At 62.7% G+C, this 22,667-nt stretch carries 26 protein-coding genes; 10 read left to right on the forward strand and 16 right to left on the reverse strand.

The features are described 5' to 3' along the window. The first annotated feature begins 68 nt into the window (after positions 1-68). The 5 genes from BW33_RS15515 (at position 69) to BW33_RS15535 (ending at position 4,535) form a co-directional block, all read left to right on the forward strand. Entirely contained in the window at positions 69-749 is a 681-nt protein-coding gene (locus BW33_RS15515; protein ID WP_007969056.1) for a response regulator, read from the forward strand. After that, complete coding sequence (locus BW33_RS15520) at positions 749-2,071, forward strand: ATP-binding protein (RefSeq protein ID WP_047599890.1); 1,323 nt, start codon at positions 749-751, stop codon at positions 2,069-2,071. The genes BW33_RS15515 and BW33_RS15520 overlap by 1 nt, the downstream gene beginning before the upstream one ends. A gap of 114 nt (positions 2,072-2,185) precedes the next feature. Then, a complete protein-coding gene (locus tag BW33_RS15525) occupies positions 2,186-2,671 on the forward strand; it encodes a GNAT family N-acetyltransferase (RefSeq protein ID WP_047599891.1) in 486 nt (161 codons plus the stop codon). A 143-nt stretch (positions 2,672-2,814) separates the two neighbouring features. Then, the gene (locus BW33_RS15530) at positions 2,815-4,227 is read left to right on the forward strand and encodes an aspartate aminotransferase family protein (RefSeq protein ID WP_047599892.1); all 1,413 of its coding nucleotides are present in this window, start codon (positions 2,815-2,817) and stop codon (positions 4,225-4,227) included. An 83-nt stretch (positions 4,228-4,310) separates the two neighbouring features. After that, positions 4,311-4,535: an MbtH family protein gene (locus tag BW33_RS15535; protein WP_003226665.1), complete on the forward strand. Its 225-nt coding sequence runs from the start codon at positions 4,311-4,313 to the stop codon at positions 4,533-4,535. 141 nt (positions 4,536-4,676) lie between these two features. Here BW33_RS15535 and BW33_RS15540 read toward each other — a convergent pair whose 3' ends face one another. From BW33_RS15540 to BW33_RS15575, 8 genes are read right to left on the reverse strand one after another with little or no spacing between them, the layout of a single operon-like run. Continuing rightward, positions 4,677-5,591: a metal ABC transporter substrate-binding protein gene (locus tag BW33_RS15540; RefSeq protein WP_047599893.1), complete on the reverse strand. Its 915-nt coding sequence runs from the start codon at positions 5,589-5,591 to the stop codon at positions 4,677-4,679. Continuing rightward, the gene (locus tag BW33_RS15545; RefSeq protein WP_047599894.1) at positions 5,592-6,491 is read right to left on the reverse strand and encodes a metal ABC transporter permease; all 900 of its coding nucleotides are present in this window, start codon (positions 6,489-6,491) and stop codon (positions 5,592-5,594) included. After that, a complete protein-coding gene (locus BW33_RS15550; protein ID WP_047599895.1) occupies positions 6,491-7,336 on the reverse strand; it encodes a metal ABC transporter ATP-binding protein in 846 nt (281 codons plus the stop codon). The genes BW33_RS15545 and BW33_RS15550 overlap by 1 nt, the downstream gene beginning before the upstream one ends. Further along, positions 7,333-8,262, reverse strand: a complete 930-nt coding sequence (locus tag BW33_RS15555) for a metal ABC transporter substrate-binding protein (protein ID WP_047599896.1) — start codon at positions 8,260-8,262, stop codon at positions 7,333-7,335. Before BW33_RS15555 ends, BW33_RS15550 begins: the two co-directional genes overlap by 4 nt. A gap of 35 nt (positions 8,263-8,297) precedes the next feature. Next, the gene (locus BW33_RS15560; RefSeq protein WP_047599897.1) at positions 8,298-8,873 is read right to left on the reverse strand and encodes a DUF6162 family protein; all 576 of its coding nucleotides are present in this window, start codon (positions 8,871-8,873) and stop codon (positions 8,298-8,300) included. Continuing rightward, positions 8,870-9,211 carry a hypothetical protein gene (locus BW33_RS15565; RefSeq protein ID WP_047599898.1) on the reverse strand — a complete coding sequence of 114 codons (342 nt, stop codon included), beginning with the start codon at positions 9,209-9,211 and terminating at the stop codon, positions 8,870-8,872. The genes BW33_RS15560 and BW33_RS15565 overlap by 4 nt, the downstream gene beginning before the upstream one ends. Further along, a complete protein-coding gene (locus BW33_RS15570; RefSeq protein ID WP_047599899.1) occupies positions 9,208-9,750 on the reverse strand; it encodes a hypothetical protein in 543 nt (180 codons plus the stop codon). Before BW33_RS15570 ends, BW33_RS15565 begins: the two co-directional genes overlap by 4 nt. Continuing rightward, complete coding sequence (locus BW33_RS15575) at positions 9,747-10,937, reverse strand: PepSY-associated TM helix domain-containing protein (protein ID WP_047599900.1); 1,191 nt, start codon at positions 10,935-10,937, stop codon at positions 9,747-9,749. The genes BW33_RS15570 and BW33_RS15575 overlap by 4 nt, the downstream gene beginning before the upstream one ends. 407 nt (positions 10,938-11,344) lie before the next feature. On the opposite strand from BW33_RS15575, the gene leuC reads away from it, so the two are divergent. Beyond that, positions 11,345-12,763, forward strand: coding sequence for a 3-isopropylmalate dehydratase large subunit (leuC, locus tag BW33_RS15580; RefSeq protein WP_047599901.1), 1,419 nt, complete (start codon positions 11,345-11,347; stop codon positions 12,761-12,763). Then, the gene (leuD, locus tag BW33_RS15585; protein WP_047599902.1) at positions 12,760-13,374 is read left to right on the forward strand and encodes a 3-isopropylmalate dehydratase small subunit; all 615 of its coding nucleotides are present in this window, start codon (positions 12,760-12,762) and stop codon (positions 13,372-13,374) included. The genes leuC and leuD overlap by 4 nt, the downstream gene beginning before the upstream one ends. 114 nt (positions 13,375-13,488) lie before the next feature. Here leuD and BW33_RS15590 read toward each other — a convergent pair whose 3' ends face one another. The 4 genes from BW33_RS15590 to soxR all read right to left on the reverse strand — a co-directional run bounded on the left by BW33_RS15590 (position 13,489) and on the right by soxR (position 16,559). Further along, positions 13,489-14,439 (reverse strand): LysR substrate-binding domain-containing protein, encoded by a 951-nt coding sequence (locus tag BW33_RS15590; protein WP_047599903.1) that lies wholly within the window; start codon positions 14,437-14,439, stop codon positions 13,489-13,491. Between the two features lie 24 nt (positions 14,440-14,463). Next, on the reverse strand, positions 14,464-15,339 hold the full coding sequence (locus tag BW33_RS15595) for an alpha/beta fold hydrolase (RefSeq protein ID WP_047599904.1): 876 nt from the start codon (positions 15,337-15,339) through the stop codon (positions 14,464-14,466). A 208-nt stretch (positions 15,340-15,547) separates the two neighbouring features. Then, a complete protein-coding gene (locus BW33_RS15600; protein ID WP_047599905.1) occupies positions 15,548-16,006 on the reverse strand; it encodes a VOC family protein in 459 nt (152 codons plus the stop codon). Between the two features lie 103 nt (positions 16,007-16,109). Then, entirely contained in the window at positions 16,110-16,559 is a 450-nt protein-coding gene (gene soxR, locus BW33_RS15605) for a redox-sensitive transcriptional activator SoxR (protein ID WP_047599906.1), read from the reverse strand. Positions 16,560-16,654: 95 nt separating this feature from the next. On the opposite strand from soxR, the gene BW33_RS15610 reads away from it, so the two are divergent. Beyond that, on the forward strand, positions 16,655-17,020 hold the full coding sequence (locus tag BW33_RS15610) for an antibiotic biosynthesis monooxygenase (protein WP_047599907.1): 366 nt from the start codon (positions 16,655-16,657) through the stop codon (positions 17,018-17,020). On the opposite strand, the gene BW33_RS15615 is transcribed toward BW33_RS15610, so the two are convergent. The 4 genes from BW33_RS15615 to msuE form a co-directional block, all read right to left on the reverse strand. After that, a complete protein-coding gene (locus tag BW33_RS15615) occupies positions 17,017-18,120 on the reverse strand; it encodes a sigma-54 interaction domain-containing protein (protein ID WP_047599908.1) in 1,104 nt (367 codons plus the stop codon). The two genes, BW33_RS15610 and BW33_RS15615, sit on opposite strands and share 4 nt — an antisense overlap. 25 nt (positions 18,121-18,145) lie before the next feature. Continuing rightward, a complete protein-coding gene (locus BW33_RS15620) occupies positions 18,146-19,333 on the reverse strand; it encodes an acyl-CoA dehydrogenase family protein (RefSeq protein WP_047599909.1) in 1,188 nt (395 codons plus the stop codon). A gap of 128 nt (positions 19,334-19,461) precedes the next feature. After that, the gene (gene ssuD / locus BW33_RS15625) at positions 19,462-20,601 is read right to left on the reverse strand and encodes an FMNH2-dependent alkanesulfonate monooxygenase (RefSeq protein WP_047599910.1); all 1,140 of its coding nucleotides are present in this window, start codon (positions 20,599-20,601) and stop codon (positions 19,462-19,464) included. 10 nt (positions 20,602-20,611) lie between these two features. Continuing rightward, the gene (gene msuE / locus BW33_RS15630) at positions 20,612-21,175 is read right to left on the reverse strand and encodes an FMN reductase (protein ID WP_047599911.1); all 564 of its coding nucleotides are present in this window, start codon (positions 21,173-21,175) and stop codon (positions 20,612-20,614) included. 392 nt (positions 21,176-21,567) lie between these two features. On the opposite strand from msuE, the gene BW33_RS15635 reads away from it, so the two are divergent. Continuing rightward, positions 21,568-21,825 carry a hypothetical protein gene (locus tag BW33_RS15635; protein ID WP_047599912.1) on the forward strand — a complete coding sequence of 86 codons (258 nt, stop codon included), beginning with the start codon at positions 21,568-21,570 and terminating at the stop codon, positions 21,823-21,825. A gap of 101 nt (positions 21,826-21,926) precedes the next feature. Further along, positions 21,927-22,550, forward strand: coding sequence for a LysE family translocator (locus BW33_RS15640; protein WP_047599913.1), 624 nt, complete (start codon positions 21,927-21,929; stop codon positions 22,548-22,550). Positions 22,551-22,667 lie beyond the last annotated feature (117 nt).

Raw genomic sequence — 22,667 nt, forward strand, 5'->3', positions numbered from 1 at the left:
GCGTTGAGCGCCATAATGTCAGCTTAATCGGCCAACGGCCTAATCGGCTTTTTTATACGGGACTGATCATGCACGTACTGGTTTGCGAAGACGATGAACTGATCGCCAGCGGTATCGTTGCCGGTCTCACGGCGCAGGGCCTGACGGTCGAGCACGTCAACACCGCCTCGAAAGCGCGGGCGATGCTCAAGGTTGCCGAATTCGACGTGATGGTGCTCGATCTCGGCCTGCCCGACGAAGATGGCCTCAAGTTGCTGCAACAATTGCGTCAGCAGGGCCTGGAAATTCCGGTGCTGATCCTGACCGCACGCGACTCGGTGACCGACCGGGTCGATGGCCTGCAGGCCGGGGCTGACGATTACCTGCTCAAACCCTTCGATCTGCGTGAGTTGTTCGCGCGTCTGCAAACCCTGCTACGCCGGGTCGCCGGGCGCAGCGTCAACCTGATCGAACACGGCGCGCTGACCTACGATCCAAGCAGCCGCGAAACCACGTTGGCCGGGCAACCCGTGGACTTGTCGCGTCGCGAGCAATCACTGTTGCAGGCGCTGCTGCACAACCGTGGTCGAGTGCTCTCCACTGAGCAGTTGAAGGACAGCGTCTACGGCTTCAACGACGAGTTGGAGAGCAACGCCCTCAACGTGCACATCCATCACCTGCGCAGCAAACTCGGCAAGGGCATCGTCGAAACCGTGCGCGGTCTGGGTTATCGCCTCGGGCCGGCCGATGGTGGAGAACAACAGAAGTGATGAGTCTGCGTCTGCGCCTGAGTCTGACCCTCGGCGCCGCGTTCGCCCTGATCTGGGCGCTGGCCGCGGCCTGGATGCTCAGCGACTTGCGCAATCAGATGATGTTTTCCCTCGACCAACGGCTGGTGGCCTCGGCGCGCATGGTCGCCGGGCTGCTGGAGCAATTGCCGGCTTTGCCGAGCAAGGGCGAGGGCACCCATTTCAGCGCTGAACAATTGAACATTCCCGGTGGCATGGCCTGTCAGGTCAGTTCGCTGCGCGGGGAGATATTGGCCCGAAGTCACAGCAGTCCCGAGCAAACCCTGGAAGCGGAAAAGATGGGCTTCCACGACCAGATGATCGACGGTGCGCCGTGGCGCAGTTTCACCCTGGCCCGGGGCGATGTGCGGATCACCACTGCCGATCGGCAGATCGAGCGCGAAGCGCTGAACATGTCGATCCTGCTGGCGGCCTCGGTGCCGGTCGGCGTGGCGTTGCTTGGTTGTCTGTGCCTGTTGTGGCTGGGCATCGGTCAGGGCCTGGCGCCGCTCAATCGACTGCGTGAGGCGCTGATGCGACGTAATGCCGACTCGCTTGAGCCGCTGCAATTGCAGTCGTTTCCCAGCGAATTGAAACCGTTGCTCGATACGCAGAACCAGCTGTTCCAGCGCATCGGCAAGACCATCGAACGTGAACGCCGCCTGACCGGTGACGCCGCTCACGAACTGCGCAGCCCGCTGACAGCGATCAAGACCCACCTGCAAGTGGCACGCATGACCGAAGGCAGTGCCCGCGATCAGTCGCTGGCACGGGCCGAAGAGGGCGCCGACCGCATGCACCGCACCCTTGAGCAACTGTTGTTGCTGGCGCGCGTCGAGGGCAGTCTGTCGTTCGATGACGGCGTGCAGTGCAGCGCCGAGCAGGTGGCGAAACTGGCGATGCAGGATGCGGCCGGCGGCGAGCGCCAGCGCATCAAGCTGCAACTGCCCAAGCAGCTCTCCAGTGCGCCGGTGCAAATGCCGGCGGTGCTGTCGATTGCCGCGTTGCGCAATCTGCTCGACAACGCTCTGCGACATACCCCGGCGGACGCTGAGGTGGAGCTGAGTCTGGAAACTGTCGGTCAGCGCGCCCGCTTTGTGGTGCGCGACCACGGCCCGGGGATTGCGGCTGAAGATCTGCAGCACCTGACCCAACGCTTCTGGCGCAACGGTCAGAGCACCGGTTGCGGCCTCGGCCTGGCCATCGTCCAGGCCATCGTCCAGCGCTGCGCCTGCACCCTGCATTTCGACAGCCGCGCGGATGGGCTGCGCGTCGAGCTGACCATGCCGCTGCAATCCCTCTGACCCCCCACTATCCCTGTAGGTCCACATCAAATGTAACGTCTGTGCGTTGGTGATTTGGCAATGGCGGCGTTAAGGTCGGGGCTGCTCTGACTCAATGGATTGAGGGAACGCGCCATGGAAGCATCGATCTGCATTCGTCCAGCCAGACCGGCGGACGCCGGCCTCATCAGTCGCATCATCGAGCGTTCGATTCGCGTCGGTTGTGTGCTCGATCATCGCAACGATCCGCAGCAGGTCAGCCACTGGATCGGCCGGCAATCTGCCGACGTCATCAGTGCGCACCTTGCCGACGCGCATTGCTACCTGAATATCGCCTTGTTGCAGGACAAACCGGTGGGTGTCGGCATGGTCACGACCAGCGGCGACATCGGCTTTTGCCATGTGCAGCCGGAATGGTTTCGCCGTGGTGCAGGGCGCGCCCTGATGACCGACCTTGAAGGCTGGCTGCGGATTCGTGGTGTGGCGCAGGCGTGCATCGCCAGCACCCGTAGCGGCGCGGCTTTTTATCGGCATCTGGGTTACCGCGAGGCGGCGCCAGCCTTCAGCGATCAAGGCCTGCACCGCGTTGCACTGCACAAGGCATTGGTGGTGCCCGACTGACATCTCGATCAAGGGTCTAAATCCTCGCCCCGCTTAAGCGTTTCCAGAACAGGAAAACCTGCATGTGCGCCCCGCGACCGGAACGCGCACCTGTGCGGTGTGCTGTTTTGGTCACTATCCATAGCGTATTGAGGGGTCGAGAGATGTCAGTCGCCACCAGCCTTATCGAAGAGTCGTCGGCCCGGATCTCCGCCGCGCCGGCCGAAGTTCTGTATCAGTTCAACGAATCACCGCTGCTGGCCCGGCAGAGTCAACAGGAATCCAATGCCCGCAGCTACCCGCGGCGCATTCCGCTGGCCCTCAAGCGTGCCAAAGGCCTGTATGTCGAGGACGTTGAAGGTCGTACGTTTATCGACTGCCTGGCTGGCGCCGGCACTCTCGCGCTGGGGCACAACCACCCGGTGGTGATTGAGGCGATTCAGCAAGTGCTGGCGGATGAGCTGCCGCTGCACACCCTCGACCTGACCACGCCGGTCAAGGATCAGTTCGTCCAGGACCTGTTCGGTTTGCTCCCGCCGGCATTGGCGGCCGAGGCGAAAATCCAGTTCTGCGGCCCGACCGGCACCGACGCGGTGGAAGCCGCGCTGAAACTGGTGCGCACCGCTACCGGGCGCAGCACCGTGCTGTCGTTCTCCGGCGGCTATCACGGCATGAGCCAGGGCGCCTTGAGCCTGATGGGCAGCCTGGGGCCGAAAAAGCCGCTGGGCGCGTTGCTCAGCAACGGTGTGCAATTCATGCCGTTCCCTTACGACTACCGTTGCCCGTTCGGTCTCGGCGGCGCGGCCGGGGTCAAAGCCAACCTGAGTTACCTGGAAAACCTGCTCAACGATCCTGAGGCCGGCGTGCAGTTGCCGGCAGCGGTGATCGTCGAAGCGGTGCAGGGCGAGGGCGGGGTGATCCCGGCTGATATCGAGTGGCTGCGCGGCTTGCGTCGGATCACCGAGAAGGCCGGTGTGGCGCTGATCGTCGACGAGATCCAGAGCGGTTTCGCGCGTACCGGCAAAATGTTTGCCTTCGAGCACGCCGGTATCGTCCCCGACGTGGTGGTGTTGTCCAAAGCCATCGGCGGCAGCCTGCCGCTGGCGGTGGTGGTCTATCGCGACTGGCTCGACACCTGGCAACCGGGCGCGCATGCCGGCACGTTCCGTGGCAACCAGATGGCGATGGCCGCCGGTTCCGCGGTGATGCGTTATCTGCTCGAACACAAGGTCTGCGAACACGCCGCCGCCATGGGCGAACGCCTGAGCGAACATCTGCGCATCCTGCAACGCGACTTCCCGCAACTGGGCGACATCCGCGGTCGTGGCTTGATGCTCGGCGTCGAACTGGTTGACCCGGACGGCACGCCGGACGCCCTCGGTCATCCACCCGCGTTCGCGCGTCTGGCACCGCTGGTGCAGCGGGAATGCCTCAAGCGTGGGCTGATTCTTGAGCTGGGCGGCCGACACGGCGCGGTGGTGCGCTTCCTGCCGCCGCTGGTGATCACCGCCGCCGAAATCGACCGCGTCGCGGAGATCTTCGGCCGGGCTTTGGCCGCCGCCACCGCCGCCGAGTAAATTTTTCGCAGCGCCGAACGTTCTATCTACATACCCGGCTGCACCCCAGGTGCAGCCCACCCTGACAACGATGGAGAACCAGTATGACGTCAGTATTCGACCGCGAGGACATCCTCTTTCAGGTCGTGGTCAACCACGAAGAGCAATACTCGATCTGGCCGGATTACAAAGCCGTGCCGGAAGGCTGGCGCACTGTGGGCAAGAGCGGCCTGAAGAAGGAATGCCTGGCCTATATCGAAGAAGTCTGGACCGACATGCGTCCGCTGAGCTTGCGCCAGAAGATGGAAGGGCAGGCGGCTGCTCAGTAATCTGACAGACAAGACAAACCCGCTGGACTGGTGACAGTCAGCGGGTTTTTTATGGGCTTCAAAAGATCGCAGCCTTCGGCAGCTCCTACATGGGGATACTTACACCTTGTAGGAGCTGCCGCAGGCTGCGATCTTTTGATCTTAGGCCGAAGGCCCGCCGCTCAAACCCTTGAGCAGCAAATCGACATTCCCCTCCAGCTCCGCCACCGGATCCGCCGCGTCGGTGCTCAACACCAGCAATCGACTCCCCGACTCGGCAATCGCCGCTCTCACCGCTTCCGACGGCTGACGATGATGCAGCACCAGCGCCACGTCGTTGTCCTTGAGCGTCGCCGTGAGTTGCTTCAGCTCTTGCGGCGTCCACTCGCTATCAGGCCGTGGATCCTGGCCGACCAGCTCCAGATTCAGGCTGCCGATCAGGTAAGCGAAGTGATCGCTGAGGCTCAGCACACTGAGGTTGTCGGCTTCAGCCAGACGCGCTTCGCTGTCGGCGCTAAGCTTGAGCAGGCGCTGTTTCAACGCTGCCAGATTGGCGTCGATCTTCGGTTTGGCCGACGGCGCCAGACGCACCAGATCCGCTGCGATCACGTCAGCCATGCGCCCCATGTTGTTGCTCGCCAGCCATGGCTGACTGTTCAAGCCATCGACCTTCAGCCCCGGCTGCACGGCGATCCCCGGCAGGGCGCCATCGACCGGGCGCGCCGCGTCGACTTCGACAATGCGAATGTTGCTGCGCCGCGCGATCGGGTACAGCGGATCGTCCGCCCACAGCGAACGTACGCCGATCACCGCATCGGCAGCGGTTGCCAGTTTGCCCAGCGCCGGCGCGCCGCGACCGGTGAAGTACGCGGTCTGACGGCTGCCCGGCAGATTGGCCGGGGCCGCGCGTTCCAGGCTGACGTCGGTGCCTTTGAGCAGCACTTCACCTAGGCCATAGGTGATGGGCAACGAGGCCAGTACGCGCAGCGGTTGAGGGTTTTCAGCCGCCAGCAACGGGCTGCCGACCACGCCGCACAGGGCCATGGCCAGGGTCAGTTTTCGCAGTGAGAAAATCATTTATCCAAGGTTCCCTTTCAGGCTCGGGACAACCCCGCGCGCAACGGCGGCGAGGGCGAAGGCAATGCCGGCGACCAGAATGATCGCGGCGCCGGACGGGATCGGCAGGTCGAAGACGATCGGCGCGAGGATCCCGCACAGCGTGCTGACGGTGGCAATCAGCACCGAGCACCAGAAGAAGCCCTTGAGCGACTGGCTGAGCAAACGCGCTGCCGCCGCCGGAATCACCAGCAACGCGCCGACCAGAATCGCGCCGATGACCTTCACCGCCGCGACGGTGATCAGCGTCACCAGAATCACGAACAGGTAATCCAGCGTCTTCACCGCGACGCCGCGCACCGCCGCCAGTTGCGGGTTGAAACTGGCGAGCATGATCCGGTTGTACAGCGGCAACGCCAGGGCCATGACCAGCGAACCGACGATGGCCAGCACCAGCAGGTCATTGCCGTTGACGGTGAGCACCGAACCGAACAGCACGTTCTCCAGAATGTGCACGTTGATCTTGCCGGCCAGAATCAACAGCAAGCTTGCGCCGAGGGCCAGCGACACGGAGAGGAACACGCCGATCAGCGTATCCGGCGCCAGGCCGGTGCGGTTACGCAGGTAGTTGAGCAGGATGCCGAACAACAGGCAGTAACCGAACAGGCTGCCGTACGGCCCGGTGTAGGGTTCGCCGAGCAGAATGCCGATGGCCACGCCGGTCAGTGCTGCGTGCCCGACCGCTTCGGAGAAAAACGCAAAGCGCTTGACCACCACCAGCGTGCCGAGGCCGCCGAGCACCGGGCCGATCAACAAGCCGGCGAGCAATGCGTTGACTACAAATCCGTAGGCCAGCGCTTCCGGCAGGTAACCGGACGACGCCCAGCCCTGGACCATCAGCCGAAAGGCTTCGTAACTCATCAGACCGCGCTCCGTGGATGGGTGGAAAACAGACTCAGCAGACGGTCCGGGGTCAGCGCCTGTTGCGGCGTAGCGTCGAACAGCACGCGGCGATTGAGACCGGTAACCCGATCGGCCAGACGCTTGACCGCTTCCAGATCGTGCTCGATCCACAGCACGGTGATGCCGGCGGCACGCCAGTCGCCGAGCAGGCGTTCGAACACCTGGATCCCGGCTTCGTCGAGGGCTGACATCGGCTCATCCAGCACCAGCAATTGCGGAGCCGGGATCAAGCCTTGAGCGAGCAACACGCGCTGCCGTTCGCCACCGGATAACGCGCCCATGCGCCGCTTGCGTTTGTCCTGCATGCCGACCCGTTCCAGCGCCTCGCCGATGGCCTTGGCGTAGTGCTTGCTCAGGCCGAGAAACGCCGGACGGCGCTGACACATGGCGGCCATGAAATCGTCGACGGTCATCGGCAGGCCGCGATCGAACTCCAGCGCCTGCGGCACGTAGCCGATGGTGCCGGGTTGGCCGGGCCAGTGCAGGCTCAACTGGCCTTGATGCGGCATCTGCCCGAGCAGGGTCTTGATCAGCGAACTCTTGCCACCGCCGTTGGGGCCGACCAGAGCGTGCACGTGGCCGGGTTGCACCTGGAAGGTGACGTTGTCGAGGATCGTGGTACGCCCGAGGGTCAGAGAGACTTCCGCAAAATCCAGAGTCGGCCCCAATCCTTGTGGGAGCGAGCCTGCTCGCGAATGCGGTGTGTCATTCGATAAAGATGTTGGCTGACCCGGCGCTTTCGCGAGCAGGCTCACTCCTACAGGGGAGGTGGAGTCATCTGAGAGGGTTTCTTTTGCTGTCATGCCCCGGACTCCTGAATCGCCCGCACCACGGTGTCGAGGTTGCCGGTCATTTCCTTTTCGTACTTGTCGGCGCTGTATTCGCCATAGGAAATGTGCGACAGCGGGTACAGCTTCACCCCGGACTCACGCTGGATGGTCTCGACGTAGGTCGAAGGGAAATCCATCTCCGAGAAGATCACCTTCACGTCGAGCTCGCGCAGCTGGTCGATGGTCTTTTTCAACTGGCTCGGGCTCGGTTCGATGCCGTGGGCCGGCTCGACCACGGCCGTCACTTCCAGGCCGAATTCGCGCAGCAGATAATCGTACGCGGCATGCACCGTGGCCACGCGCAGTTCGGCGTTGGGCGCCTGGGTCAGTTTGGCCAGCGCGTCGGCGCGCATCTGCCGCAGGCGTTTGCCATAGGCGCGGGCGTTCTGGGTATAGGTCCTGGCGTTGTCCGGATCGAGTTTGCCCAGCTCGCGAGCGATGTTGTTGACTTGGGCAATCGAGGCGCTGATCGACAGGAAGGTGTGCGGGTTGACCACTTTGCCGGCGCCGCGCGCCGCGGTACCGGTGGCGGCCAGCAGCGGCACGTTTTCGTTGGCTTCGATGGTCTTGATGTTCGGCGTTTCGCTGGCGGCGATCATGCGGTCGGCGAAGTCGTCATGGCCAACACCGTTGAGCACGATCACATCCAGGCCGCCGATGCGCTTGATGTCTTCGGCGCGTGGCTCGTAGGCGTGCGGGTTGAAACCGGCGGGAATCAGTGGCACCACCTCGGCCTTGTCGCCAACGATGTTCGCCACATAGCTGTAATACGGGTGCAGGGTGATACCGATGCGCAGGCGTTTGCCCGGATCGGCGCTGGCCAGCGGGCTCAGCAGGCACGCGCACAGGCCTAACAGCAGGGTGCGCAGGAGGGGACGGCGAGTCAGTGAAGTAAGCATGGGCAAGCGGTCTTCTCTCGGGTGAAGGCGAAGGATCAGTGGCGATGCTCGCGGGTCACGCCGGCATCGAACTGCGCGACGATCTGTTTCCAGCCAGCGGCGGAAAGCGCTGCATCGGTGAGTTCGGCGGGCGTCTGCAGATCGGCGGCGCGGTTGAGCCAGATGTCCGGCGCGGCAGTGGCGTCGGCGCTCAGCCGCATCACGAACGAACCGGCGACGGCGGGCGCCTGGCTGTGGCCGAAATAGGCCGTGTCCGCCAGCAATTGCCAGGCATGCCCGCCACGGCTGACCGAACTGGCGTCCTGGGCGAACGGGGCGAAACCTTCATCAGCCAGGGTCTGTGGCGTCGGCAGGCTTTGCTGTTCTGCACGCAGCAGGCGGATTTCGTCGAGGGTCACCCGCAGGTCGGCATAGATGCCTTGCTCGGCGGCGCTGAGGTCGCGCCGCGCATCGAGCTGATGGCTGGCGACCGGTTCCGGTTCATGGGACACCCCACGCCATGCCACCACCGAGCCGGCGACCGCGAGGATCAGCAAACACAACAGCAGAACGTTAAGGGTTTCATGCCCGGCACCGGCCGGGCGGACGACTTGGGTGGTGGGCGTGCTCATGGGGCCTCGATGTCCGCTTGGTCGATTTCCACGACGTGGCCGGGGCCGGCGTCGAATAGCACATAAAACTCGGCCGCCGGTTTCTTGAAGGTCAGGCTTGAGTCGGCGCCGAGCTTGCCCGGCAGCAGGATGGTTTCGTCGTAACCGATCACATCGAGGGTCACCCCCGGCGCGCCGCTGCCGTCGGAGAAGCCGCCGGTGCATTTGATCTGCTCGGCATCGACGGCTTTGCATTCGCACATCGGGTTATGGGCCAGGGCGCCGGCGCTGAAACCTGCGCACAGCATCAGCAACGCGGCGCGCAACCGCAGACGGGAAGGGCGTTGAACGCGGTTCATGGTTTGGCTCCTTGTTGGTTCAGCCAGGCGAGGGTCGCGGGGGAGGCCTGGCTCAGGGGAATCGACGCCTGGTGCATGCTGCCGTCCCAGCCTTCCATGGTGATCCACAGTTCGGCATCGGCCGTGGTCTTTTCCGCCACCGGCAATTGCGCGCCCATGCGATACGGCGTGCCGAAGAAAATCACCCCGGCGGCGCGCAGGCTGCGCGGTTTGCCGATGCGCAGGTAGGTGGCCTTGACCTGTTCGACACAGGCGTCACAGAGGGCGGCGTTGAAGTCCTTCATGTAGCCGGCGGGGCCGCTCAGGCGCGGTGCTTCGTTGCGCAGTTCGGCCAGGCGCAGGCTCCACGGGCCGACCTGGATTTCGCCGACCTCATGTTCACCGAGGCCGACGTCACCGCGAAACAGCGCGGCATCGGCGAAATACTTGGGCATGAAGCCCAACGGAATCAGCAGCAACAAGGCGTTCAGGTGAAAGCGCCATTTGCGCCAGAAGCGGCGCAGGGTGGACGGTGGGGCAGTGCGGTTGGACGGGCTCACAGGCTGACCTCCGCCGGTTCACGGCTGACGCGGGGGCTGCGGGCCTTTTTATTCTCGCGCTTGAGGGCGTTGGCGGTGGCCAGCGCGGTGCGCTTGGTCCAGATCAACAGGCCGCTGAGGACCATCATGCTCAGCAGCAGGCCGAAGAAGAACCAGATCAGTTTGATCCACAGACCGCCGAAATCACCGGTGTGCAGCGGGCGCATCGACTCGGTGACGAACTCCAGCGAGGAACGGTCGGTCAGCAGTCGCGTGGCGGCCATGTCGCCGTTGTACGGGTTGAGCGTGGCGGTCTGGAACATCAGCGGATACCAGCCGCGCCCGCCAAGGCTCAAGTGGCTGTAGGCATTGCCCGGCAGGCTGACGAAGCTGACTTCCAGCCCGGGGATGTGCTGTTCGGCGATCTGCACCGCGCGATCGAGGCTGATCCGTGGTGGAGGACTGGCGTCGCTCGACATCGGTACGCTTTCCCGGGACATGGCGGGAATGATCGGCTCGCTGCTGATGGACACCTGGTTGTCGGCCAGAATGGCCTGGATCAAAAACCAGGTGCCAGTGATAGAGATCACCGCGATGAACCAGATCGACCAGATGCCGCTCAGTCGATGGAAGTCGCCCCAGAAGATCCGCGCGCCGTGGCGAAAACGCAGGGTGGGTTTGAAGAAGCCTTTCCAGAAGCGCTTGTACACCACCAGCCCGGTGACCAGCGAAGCGAGCATCGGCAGGCCGAGGAACGACACCAGGTACCAGCCCCAGCTGAAACCGTTGGTGAACGGCACCAGCCACCAGCCGTGCAGGGCGCGGGTGAACGCCTTGAAGTTGAAGTCCGGCGCCGGGCCTTGAATCACGCCCGTGTACGGGTTGACGTAGACCGTCTGCGAGCGGCCGTCGGGGTAGCTGACCTCGACGTCGAGGGCGAAGTGCGACTCGTCGGGACGGCTGATGCTTTCCACCAGCGTCTGCGGTTCGGCCTGTTTGATCGCGGCCAGCACCTGATCGTAACTGAGCAGCGGCGCGTCATCCGATGGCTGGCTGGCGCGCATCTGCGGGTTGGCCAGCCAGACGATTTCCTGGCTGACCACCGCCAGCGTGCCGGTGACACAGACGATCAGGACAAAAAACCAGATCGGCAGCGCGAGCCAGCTATGCACCAGGAACCATAGTTTGGAGCGGGATTTCTTCGACATGATTGCGCGTCTTGATTTCGATGAAAGGACACGCGGCTACGGGCTTCGCAGCGCGGGTGTCCGCAAAAGGCGCGGTCGTGGCTGTTGCCTGTGCGAACGGCCTGCATCTTTATAGGACGGATGAGCCGGACAAATCCCGAAAGGTGATATGAAAGCAAATGTTTCGCAATTCGCAGGGGGCAACGAGATCCCCCTGTAGGAGTTGCAGCACGCTGCGATCTTTTGATCTGATCTGTAAAAACAGGATCAAAGGATCGCAGCCTCGTTGCACTCGGCAGCTCCTACAGGATTTTTGCGCGCAGGCGATCAAACACGATTCATGAATGTGGCACTCACTGTCAGGCAATTGATGGCAAGTTCGCGCTCTCTATGATGGAAAGCACCGCATTCCCTGAGTGAGCGCCCTGATGAGCCCGAGAACCCTCTACGACAAACACATCGATTCGCACACCGTGTGCCGCCTCGACGATCAGGGCCATGTGCTGCTGTATATCGATCGCCAGGTGATCAACGAATACACCAGCCCTCAGGCGTTCAGCGGTCTGCGCGCCGCCGGGCGCAAGGTCTGGCGGCCGGGTACGGCGTTGGCGGTGGTCGATCACGTCAACCCGACCACGCCCAAACGGGTGGCGGCGATGCCTGATGCCGGCGGTGCGCGGCAGGTGTCGTATCTGGCGGAAAACTGCCGGGACTTCGGCATCGAACTGCTGGATATCCTCGATAAACGCCAGGGCATCGAACATGTGATCGCCCCGGAGCAGGGCTTCATTCTGCCGGGCATGGTCATCGCTGCCGGCGACAGCCACACCACCACGTACGGTGCGCTGGGGGCGTTCGGCTTTGGCATTGGCACCTCGGAAATCGAGCACCTGCTGGCCTCGCAAACGCTGGTCTACAAACGCCTGAAAAGCATGCGCGTGACGGTGGATGGCGAGTTGGCGGCGGGGCTGACGTCCAAGGACGCGATCATGGCGCTGATCGGCCGCATCGGTGCGTCGGGCGCTACTGGCTATGCGATCGAGTTCTGCGGTTCGACCATCGATGCCCTCAGCGTCGAAGCGCGGATGACCATTTGCAACATGGCGGTCGAAGCCGGCGCACGCGGTGCGTTCATGGCGCCGGACGAAAAAGTCTTTGCTTATCTCAACGGCAAACCCCGCGCTCCGCAAGGCGAACGGTGGGCGCGCGGCGTGGAAAAATGGCGTGAATTGCGCAGCGATCCCGGGGCGGTGTTCGACCGCGAAATCCACCTCGACGCCAGCCTGCTGGAACCGATGGTCACCTGGGGCACCAGCCCCGATCAGGCGGCGCCGATCGGCGCGCAGGTGCCGGATCCGCAGGCTATCGACGATCCGAGCCTGCGTCAGGACATGCGCCGCGCCCTTCAATACATGGGCCTGGAGGCGGGGATGGCGCTGCGCGATATCGTCATCAGCCACGCTTTTATCGGCTCGTGCACCAATGCGCGGATCGAGGATTTGCGTGACGCTGCCAGCGTCGTGCGCGGGCGGCGGGTGGCCGGGCATGTGCGGGCGATGATCGTGCCCGGTTCCAGCGCAGTACGGGCCCAGGCCGAGGCTGAAGGGCTGGCGCAGATCTTCATCGACGCCGGGTTCGAATGGCGTCAGTCCGGCTGCTCGATGTGCCTGGCGATGAACGATGACGTGCTCGCGCCCGGCGACCGTTGCGCCTCCAGCACCAACCGCAATTTCGAAGGCCGCCAGGGCGCCGGGGCGCGTACGCACCTGATGAGCCCGGCGATGGTGGCTGCCGCGGCGATCAGCGGCCACCTCACCGACATCCGCCACTTTGGAGAACGCCCATGAGCCTGCAACCTTTCACGCAAGTCAGCGGCCAGGCCGCGCCGCTACTGGCGGCCAACGTCGACACCGACGTGATCATGCCCAAGCAGTTTCTCAAGGGTATCGACCGTCAGGGGCTGGATCGTGGGCTGTTTTTCGATCTGCGCTTTCTTGCCGACGGTACGCCCAACCCTGAATTCGTGCTGAACCAGCCAGCCTGGCAGGGCGCGAGTTTCCTGGTGGTCGGGGCGAATTTCGGCTGCGGTTCCAGCCGCGAACATGCAGTGTGGGGGTTGCAGCAAATGGGCATTCGCGCGCTGATCGGCAGCAGTTTTGCCGGAATTTTCTACGACAACTGTCAGCGCAACGGGGTGTTGCTGATCACGCTGGATGAAGCGCAGGTGCAGCGCATTGGCCGGTTGGCGAGTCAGCCTGAAACGGCCCGGATCAATGTGGATCTGGAGGCGCAGCAGATTCGTCTGGCGGACGGTGAAATTGTGGATTTCCAGATTGATGGCTTGCGCAAGACCGCACTGTTGCTGGGGCTGGATGCGATTGGCAGTACCTTGCAGCGGCGTGAGCAGATCGAGGCGTTCGAATGCGAACACCTTGCCGCCAACCCATGGCTGACCTGACACGCCTTTTACCCTGTGGGAGCGAGCCTGCTCGCGAAGGCGTCGTCTCAGCCAGCACTCAATTGTCTGACCCGACGCTTTCGCGAGCAGGCTCGCTCCCACAGGAGGCTGTGTTTACAGTGACAGTGCTTTGAAATGCCCCTGCAAAAACTCCACACACGCCCGCAGCTTCCCGGAGTTGGCCAGCCGCGTCGGGTACACCGCCCAGACATTGGCGCTCTGGCTGTAATCGGCCAGCACCGGCAGCAGTCGGCCCTGTTCCAGCAACGGTTTCACGTCCCACAATGAACGTAGCAACACGCCGCGTCCGTCGAGCGCCCATTGCAGGACGATCTCGCCGTTGTTGGACGATAACGGCCCACTGACCCGCACGCTTTCCTGCGTGCCGTCACGATCCAGATGCCAGACACCGAAGGCGTTGTCGCGCTCCTTGATCACCAGGCAGTCATGTTGTTGCAGGTCGTCCAGAGTCTGCGGTGTACCTCGGCGTTCAAGGTATCCGGGCGCAGCGCACAGCACCCGGCGGTTGCTCACCAGTTGCCGGCCGATGTGCTGACCGGGCAGGTCGTCGCCGACGCGGATTTCCAGATCGAACCCCTCGTTGACGATGTCCACCGCGCGGTCGAACAGGTCCAGGCGAATCTGCAATTGCGGGTGCTGTTCGGCCAGCCGCGAAACCGCAGGCGCCACATGGTTGCGGCCGAAACCGAAGCTGCTGCAGATGTGCAGGCGCCCGCGTGGGCTGTCGTGGGCGTCGGCCAGATCGTCGTGCAGTTGCTGGAAATCATCGAGAATGCGCAAGGCCCAGCGCTGCACCCGTTCACCGTCCTCGGTCAACGACACGCGGCGACTGGTGCGGTGCAGCAGGCGGGTGCCGAGGGTCGACTCGAGAATCTGGATGCGTTTGCTGACGTAGGCCGGGGACAGGCCCAGTTCATCAGCGGCGGCCGCAAAACCATTCTTGCGGATCACGGTCAGCAGCACACGCAGGTCTTCGGGCAGGGGCACGGGGTTTTGGTTCTGGGACATGTGGGAACGAGCACTGGCGGCACAAGTCGCCAGCATAGCATCGGTCGTACAGCGCTCGATTCAGCGCAAAAAATCCAGCGCTTCGGCGAGCAACAGTTCGGGCACTTCTTCGGCCAGATAATGCCCGGCCGGCAGCGCCTTGCCACTGACGTTGGTCGCCACTTGCCGCCACTCCTTGAGCGGGTCGAAGCAACGTCCGACCGTGCCTTGCGCGCCCCACAACACCCGCAACGGTAGATCAAGATGATGGCCGGCAGCGATGTCGGCCCGGTCATGTTCCAGGTCGAGGCTGGCGCTGGCGCGGTAGTCCTCGCAAATGCCGCGGGCGCTGCCGGGACGCTGCAGGCAACGCAGGTATTCGCCGAACGCTGGCTCGGTGAACGGCGTAAGCCCGGCGCTGCGGCTGCCCATCACACTGCGCAGATAGGCTCCGGGATCGGCCTCGATCAGGGTTTCCGGCAACGGCGCCGGGCGGATCAGGAAGAACCAGTGCCAATAGGCGCGGGCAAAGGCTTCGTTGGTCTGTGTGTACATCGCCAGGGTCGGGGCGATGTCCAGCAGCATCATCCGTTGCACCGCCGCGCGGTGGTCGAGGGCCAGGCGATGGCCGACCCGGGCGCCACGGTCGTGGGCCAGCACCGAAAACTGTTCGAAGCCCAGCGCTTGCATCAACTCGAGGTTGTCCCTGGCCATTTCGCGTTTTGAGTAATTACGATGTTGTTCATCGGCAGCCGGTCGGACGCTGTCGCCGTAGCCGCGCAGGTCGGCGGCGACCACGGTGAAATGCTCGGCCAGTTGTTCGGCAATCTTGTGCCAGATCACGTGGGTCTGCGGGTGTCCATGCAGCAGCAACAACCCCGGGCCGCTGCCGCCGAGGCGATAGGCGATGTCGACGCCGTTGACGTGGCGCTGGTCTTTGACGAATCCGGCAAACATCGGGCTGATCCTTGTTCAGGTGCGGGTGGGATGCATCCTGAAAGTGTTCGGCCTTCGGGGCAAGGGTTGAAGTGTGGTGTGCTGGTTCATGAAGTGTGATGTATCCGCACTGGCCTCATCGCGAGCAGGCTCACTCCTACAGTTGAAATGCGTTCCAATTGCAGGAGTGAGCCTGCTCGCGACAGGGCCAGCCCAAACCCTGAAAATCTCAACCCTGCTGAAACATCTCCATCGCCCGTTGCCTGATCTGCTCCTCGGTCAGATCCTCCTTGCGCGTCGCCAGAAACCACAGGTGACCATAGGGATCCTTCAGCGTCCCGCTGCGATCACCATAAAACTGATCCTTGACCTCCGACACCGCACTCGCCCCGGCATCCAGCGCCCGCTGAAAAGACTTGTCGACATCGGTGACATACAGATGCAGACCGACCGACACGGCATGGTCCGGACCACTCAACGGCCCTTGATCGCACGGTGTGCCGAGCATGATCGCGCTGTCGCCAATGCGCAGTTCGGCGTGGCCTACGCGCCCGTCGGGCATGTCCAGGCGCATGACCTGAGTCGCGCCGAAGGCTTTCTTGTAGAACTCGATGGCTTCGGCAGCCTTGAGGATGCCGAGGTACGGGGTAATGCTGTGATACCCCTCGGGAATGGGTTTGACGCTCATGACGTTCTCCCTGTTTTTGTTTTGCGAGGTATGGTTCCACCGGATTTGTGGAAGATTCACTATAGAACCGTCCGCGCGGCCAGCATTTTTCCCCGACGAGCAGTCAGCCGAGGAAATGCGCCCCCGGCCCCTGATCACCGAGCACATCGCCCTGATTGCGCAACGGGCAGGCCTCCATCGACAGACACCCGCAACCGATGCAACCGGTGAGCCGGTCGCGCAACAAGGTCAATTGATTGATTCGCTCGTCCAGTTCGCGGCGCCATTGTTCGGACAGGACTTTCCAGTCTGCCGCGCTCGGAGCGCGGTCGTCCGGGAGGATTTTCAGTGCCTCGCCGATTTCCGCCAGCGGAATGCCCAGGCGTTGTGCAACCTTGATCAACGCCACCCGGCGCAAGACTGCCCGTGGGTAACGGCGCTGATTGCCGGCATTGCGCTGGCTGGTGATCAGGCCTTTCGATTCATAAAAGTGCAGGGCAGTCACCGCCACACCGCTGCGCGCGGCGACTTCGCCGACGGTGAGCTGTTTGTGCAGGTTTTCCTGGGTGATCATTTTGCAAAAGGGCTCTTGACCTTGACTTAACTAGAGGTTTTACCCTGCAGGCCTTCGAGTCGCAAGACTCGGCTTACGATGAATGGGGACTTCTCATGCAAACCTCAGCGAAAAATCGCAGTTTTACCCAATTGATCGAATTCGAGATCGAGCCGCGTCAGCAGCCGGCATTGGTTTCGGCGCTGTCGCAGCAGAGCGAACATCTGGCGCAGCGCTACGCAGGCTTTGTCAGCGCCAGCGTCCAGGTCAGCGACGACGGTCGGCGGGTACTGAGCTTGCTGCAGTGGCAGAGCCGCGAGGCCGGGGAGGCGGCGTTCTGTCGCTTTGAAAGCGGCGAGCAGGATTTCTGGCAGTTGATCCGCGCCCATCAGGCGAGAACCGTGACCTTCAATTCATTTCAAGTGTTGAGCAGCATCGCCCGCAGTCATGACGATGCGCTGCACTGCAACCTGGTCGGCTAGATCGACAACTGAATCAGGCGTTCGCCTTGCAGATTCTCCGTGAGTCGCCGCTTGTTCACCGCCAGTTCGCCGATCTTGATCAGCCGCGTGCGGGTGACGTTGCGGCTCAGACCGAGCAGCGCGGCGGTGTGCACCTGGTTGTAATGACAGAAGCGATAGGCGGCGCGCAGCAGGGCGTCTTCGACCTTTTCGTGGAGGGCGCCGGCCTGTTGTTCGAAGAGCTTTTGAAAGGCTCGCTCCAGCAGCGCTTCCGGTGAATCGTCGGCGCTCGACTGCTGATCGTCCGGGCGCTCGATGCGCAGGTTCGACAGGCGCAGATCATCGCGCTCGATCACGCCGTTACGGCAGATCAACAGGGTGTGATGGATGACGTTTTCCAGTTCGCGGATGTTGCCCGGCCAACTGTAGCTGCGCAGTTTCTGTTCGGCACCGGGGCTGATGCTGACCCGTCCGTAACCCAGGCGCTGGCTGTAGGCCTCGATGAAGTGCCGGGTCAGCGGCAGAATATCGCCGGGCCGCTCGCGCAGGGGGCTGAGTTCCAGATTGACCACGTTCAAACGGTAGAACAGGTCTTCGCGAAAGTTGCCGGCATTGATCGCTTTCTCCAGTTGCACGTTGGTCGCGGCCAGCACGCGCACATCGATCGGAATGCTTTTGCGCGAGCCGAGGCGCACCACTTCGCGCTCTTGCAACACGCGCAGCAACTTGACCTGAATCGCCATCGGCAAATCGCCGATTTCGTCGAGGAACAAGGTGCCGCCGTCCGCCTCTTCGAACCAGCCGGCCTTGGCGCTGAGCGCGCCGGTGAAGGCGCCTTTTTCATGGCCGAACAGCTCGGCTTCCACCAGCGATTCGGAGAACGCGCCGCAGTTGACCGCGACAAACGGCCGATGCCGGCGGTGGCTCAGATTGTGGATGTGTCGCGCCACCAGTTCCTTGCCGGTACCGGTCTCACCGATGATCAGCACGCTGGCTTCGCTCGGCGCGACTTGTTGCAGATGGGCGAGCAGGGCCTGGGACTTGGGGTCTTCGAAGACCTGCGCGGTGGCGCGGATCGACGTGGCCAGAGCGGGTGAGGGCGGAAGGGTCAGCAGTTGCATGGGGCTCGCTCCATTAAAGGCAAGATCAGGAATAGAACGTCGGTACCGGCAGCGCCTGGTTCAGCGCCCAGTCGCCCAGCTCGTGGAGTTTGTAGTCGAGCGGGTCGTGCAGGGTCTGCGTGCGCAGGTTGCGCCAGTGCCGGTCGAGGCGCAGCGAGGCGTGGGTCGAACGCGCGCCGGTGACTTCGAACAAACGGCTGCAAATGTCCAGCCCCTGACGACTGGCGGCGACCTTGGCGGTGGCAATCGCCGTGGCCAGATGTCCGCGCTCTTCTGCAGTCAGGTTCGGGCCTTTGGTCCAGGCCTCGTCGAGCAGCGCGGCGGCCCGTTCGACCAGCAGGCGGATGCCTTCCAGCGCGACCCAGAACTCGCCGTAATGCGCGAGCACGTACGGGTCTTCACGCACATTGCGGGCGGCGGATTTGTGCCAGAGCCGGGTTTCGCTCAGCGTGTACTGTCGGGCTTCCTCAAACGCACCTTCGGCGATGCCGAGAAACATGTGGGTGAAGGTCAGTTGCGCGATCAGCGGACGCAGGCAGGCGAACGGTGTGCTCAACGGGCCGGGGTCGAGCAATAGCTCTGACTCTTCGACCCGCACCCGTTCGAACGTGGCACTGCCGCTGTCGGTCTGGCGCTGGCCGATGTTGTTCCAGTCGTGGTGCAGAGTGATGCCGCTGCGACCGCTGGGGATCGCCGCGATCAGCAATTTGCCGCCGGCACTTTCGTCGACGGCGGAAGCGATCAGCATCTGCGAATCGCTGGCGCCGGAGCAGAAGCTTTTCTTCCCGGAAAACTCGCGCCAGCCGCCGCAGTCCTTGACCACGGTGCGGGTGTCGAGCGGGTTGAGGGCGTTGCCCCAGAACCAGTTCTGCCGCGCGGTCTGTTCGAACCACGGCTGCCATTGTTCGGGCCGCGAGAACAGACGCACGGTGGCGAGCATCAGGTGATGAAAGCCGAAGACGTGGGCGATGGAACTGTCGACCTTGGCGAACTCGCGCACGACTTGCAGGGTTTCGCTCCATGTCGCGCCGAGGCCGCCGTAGCGGGTGGGAATGCTCAGGGCCAGCAGGCCGCTGTCGCGCAGGGCATCGCGCTCGGCCTTCGGCGTACCGCCGCGCTCGTCACGTTCGACGGCGGTGAGCGCGAATTCGGCGGCCAGTTGGCGCGCGGTCTGCAGCGGGGAGAGCAGGGTGCTTTGTGGTTTGGCGGTCACACCAAATCTCCTATGTTCTACAACTTCCGTGTAGGAGCTGCCGGAGGCTGCGATCTTTTGATTTTGTTTCTTACGATCAAGATCAACAGATCGCAGCCTGCGGCAGCTCCTACAGAGTTTGTGTCGGGTCAGGACTTACTGGGCAACACATCGTTGGCAATCATTTCGCCAAACGGCCCGGTCAGATTGGTCACGCCGCGTCCGGCCAGGCTCGCGTAGGGTTCCGGCAGCAACGGAAACACCAGTTCGGCAAAGCGGTACGCCTCTTCCAGATGCGGATAACCGGAAAAGATGAAGCTCTCGATACCGAGGTCGGCGTACTCCTTGATCCGTGCCGCCACTTGCTGCGGATCACCCACCAGCGCAGTACCGGCACCGCCACGTACCAGACCGACGCCGGCCCAAAGATTGGGGGCGATTTCCAGGTTGTCGCGACGCCCGTCGTGCAGCGCCGCCATGCGCCGCTGGCCTTCGGAGTCGAAGCGCGAGAAGGATTTCTGCGCCGCCTCGATGGTCTCGTCGCTGATGTGCTCGATCAGTTTGTCCGCAGCCTTCCACGCGTCTTCGGCGGTCTCGCGAACGATCACATGCAGGCGAATACCGAACTTCACCTTGCGCCCATGCCGAGCGGCACGTTCACGCACATCGGCGAGTTTTTCGGCGACGGCGGCGGGCGGTTCGCCCCAGGTCAGGTACACGTCGACTTGCTCGGCAGCGAGGTCATGCGCGGCGTCGGACGAGCCACCGAAATACAGCGGCGGATACGGTTTCTGCACTGGCGGATAAAGGGCTTTGGCATTCTGTACTTTCAGGTGTTTGCCTTCGAAATCCACTGATTCGCCCTGCAACACCCGGCGCCAGATCTTGAGGAATTCGTCGGTGACTTCGTAGCGTTCGCTATGGCTGAGGAAGCTGCCGTCGCCACGGTTTTCGTCAGGGTCGCCGCCGGTCACCACGTTGATCAGCAAACGGCCGTTGGACAGTCGATCGAGCGTCGCCGCCATGCGCGCCGAAACGGTTGGCGAAATGATCCCCGGACGGATCGCGACCAGATAACGCAGGCGTTCAGTCAACGGCACCAGCGCCGAAGCGATCACCCACGAGTCTTCGCAGGAGCGCCCGGTAGGAATCAGCACACCGTGGTAGCCGAGGCTGTCGGCGGCTTGCGCCACTTGTTTCAGATAATTCAGGGTAACCGGGCGCGCGCCCTGGGTGGTGCCCAGGTAATGGCCGTCGCCGTGGGTCGGCAGGAACCAGAAAACATCCATGCACAGCTCCTTAAGCGATTTTCAGCAACGGTTTGATTTGCGTGCCGAACAGCGGCGCGGCGCGTTCGGCGGCCAGGCGAATGCGGGCTTTCAGCGGTTCGCTGGTGATCTGGTAGTCGGCGAAATCGGCCTCGGTGGCGTACACGCCAATGGGCAGGGTCACGGCCTGGAAGAAACTGAACAGCGGCCGCAATTGATGATCGAGCACCAGCGCATGGCGCTCGCTGCCACCGGTGGCGGCGAGCAGCACCGGGGTGTCGATCAGTGCGTTGAGGTCGATCAGGTCGAACAGGTGCTTGAGCAGACCAGGGTAGGAACCGCGATACACCGGCGCGGCGACGATCAGCAGATCCGCCTGTTCGATGGCTTGCAGTTCGGCTTCGACCTCGGCGCTCAGCTCCTGACGCGACAGGGCACCACCCAATGGCCGGGCGATGTCACCGAGTTCGATCAGATGACTCTCGACCGGCAAGTGCCCGGCCAGTTCGGCCAACAGCGCTTGGGTCAGTACCAGGGTGCGCGATGGACGCCAGGTGCCGCCGGAGAGGGCGACGACTTTCAGGGGACGCGACATGATCAGTTCCTTTTTATCAACAGTTGCTCAGCGAGCAGTGGGTCAGTGCCAAGGCTTGAGCAAGCGCTGTACCAATTCCTGAGAGGCCCGGTTTACCTGGGCTTGAGCATTGTGCCGTGAGTCGGTTGTGCGGATATCAGGCGGGTTTGTTGATCTGTTGTTGCCTGGGCAACAGTTGCTGGAGCAACAGTTGTTCGCCGTGTGCAGGGATTTATAGCGGCTGCTGTTTATTCCGTAAAAGAACGTTAATCGATATTTATAGATCGTTAAGAGATATGGGGGCGTTAACGCTGAAATCCTGATAGCCACTATTGAGAGCGTTGATTTTTGCCCGGACGGGCGCGGGCGTAGCCTTTGTCCATCGACTACCACCGCTCGCCAGGACGCTCCCCATGAATCGTTTACTGACTGTTTCGCTGTTGCTCGCTGTCTCCGTACTTGCCGGTTGTGCGACCCACGTTTCCCCCGAACAACGGCCGTACACCGCCGAAGAATCCCGCGAACTGGCGATGGAAGCGCTGAACCGCAGCGGCTTGTCCTTCGACGAATATCACGCGAAGAAAGCTGCACTGCTGGGCGAAACGCAATTCGACAAGAAAGCTGAAATGAGCGCCGGGCGTGCAATACAGCTGCACGGTCGTTCAAGTTAAACGAAAACTGTACTGCTCGAATTTTTGCGTAACTGTCCGTGGGTTCGCGGGCCGCCGTGCGATAGGGTCAACACCTGAATGACCCCTGACGGATTGCTCCCATGACCCTCTCGCTTGACCTGCTGTTGGGCTTTGCCCTGTTTGCCCTTGTTACCTCCATTACACCGGGGCCGAACAACACGATGTTGCTGGCGTCGGGCGTGAACTTCGGTTTCAACCGCACCATTCCTCACATGCTCGGCATCACCTGCGGTTTCTTCGTATTGGTGGTCGCGGTGGGCTTTGGCCTGGGCGCGGTGTTCCAGACTTACCCGATTCTCTACACCGTGCTGCGCTATCTCGGCGCCGCATATCTGTTGTATCTGGCGTGGAAAATCGCCCATTCCGGCCCGGTGGGCGATGGCGTGGATGGCGTGGATGGCGAGGCCAAGCCGATCAGCTATCTGGGGGCCGCCGCGTTTCAGTGGGTCAATCCCAAGGCCTGGATCATGGCCATCGGCGCAATCAGCACCTACACGCCGATGCAGGGTTACTTCTTCAACGTGGTGGTAATCGCCGCGGTGTTCGCCATCATCAACCTGCCCAGCGTCGGTGTCTGGGCTGCGTGCGGCACGCTGCTGCGCAACGTGCTGAAGGATCCGCGCTGGTTGCGCGTTTTCAACTGGGGCATGGCGGCGCTGTTGGTGATTTCGCTGTACCCGTTACTTCTCGAAAGCTTTCACTGACGCATTGCTTCAACCGCCGGCCCGATGCCTGTTAAGCTCGGCTTCAGGAGCGTTCCTACGCACTTTTAAATGAAGTTGTTCTTCTTTAACGGCATCCGATCAGGTATTGATGACGGT

It is taken from the genome of Pseudomonas sp. RIT288 (genome assembly GCF_000631985.1).
Taxonomy (GTDB): domain Bacteria; phylum Pseudomonadota; class Gammaproteobacteria; order Pseudomonadales; family Pseudomonadaceae; genus Aquipseudomonas.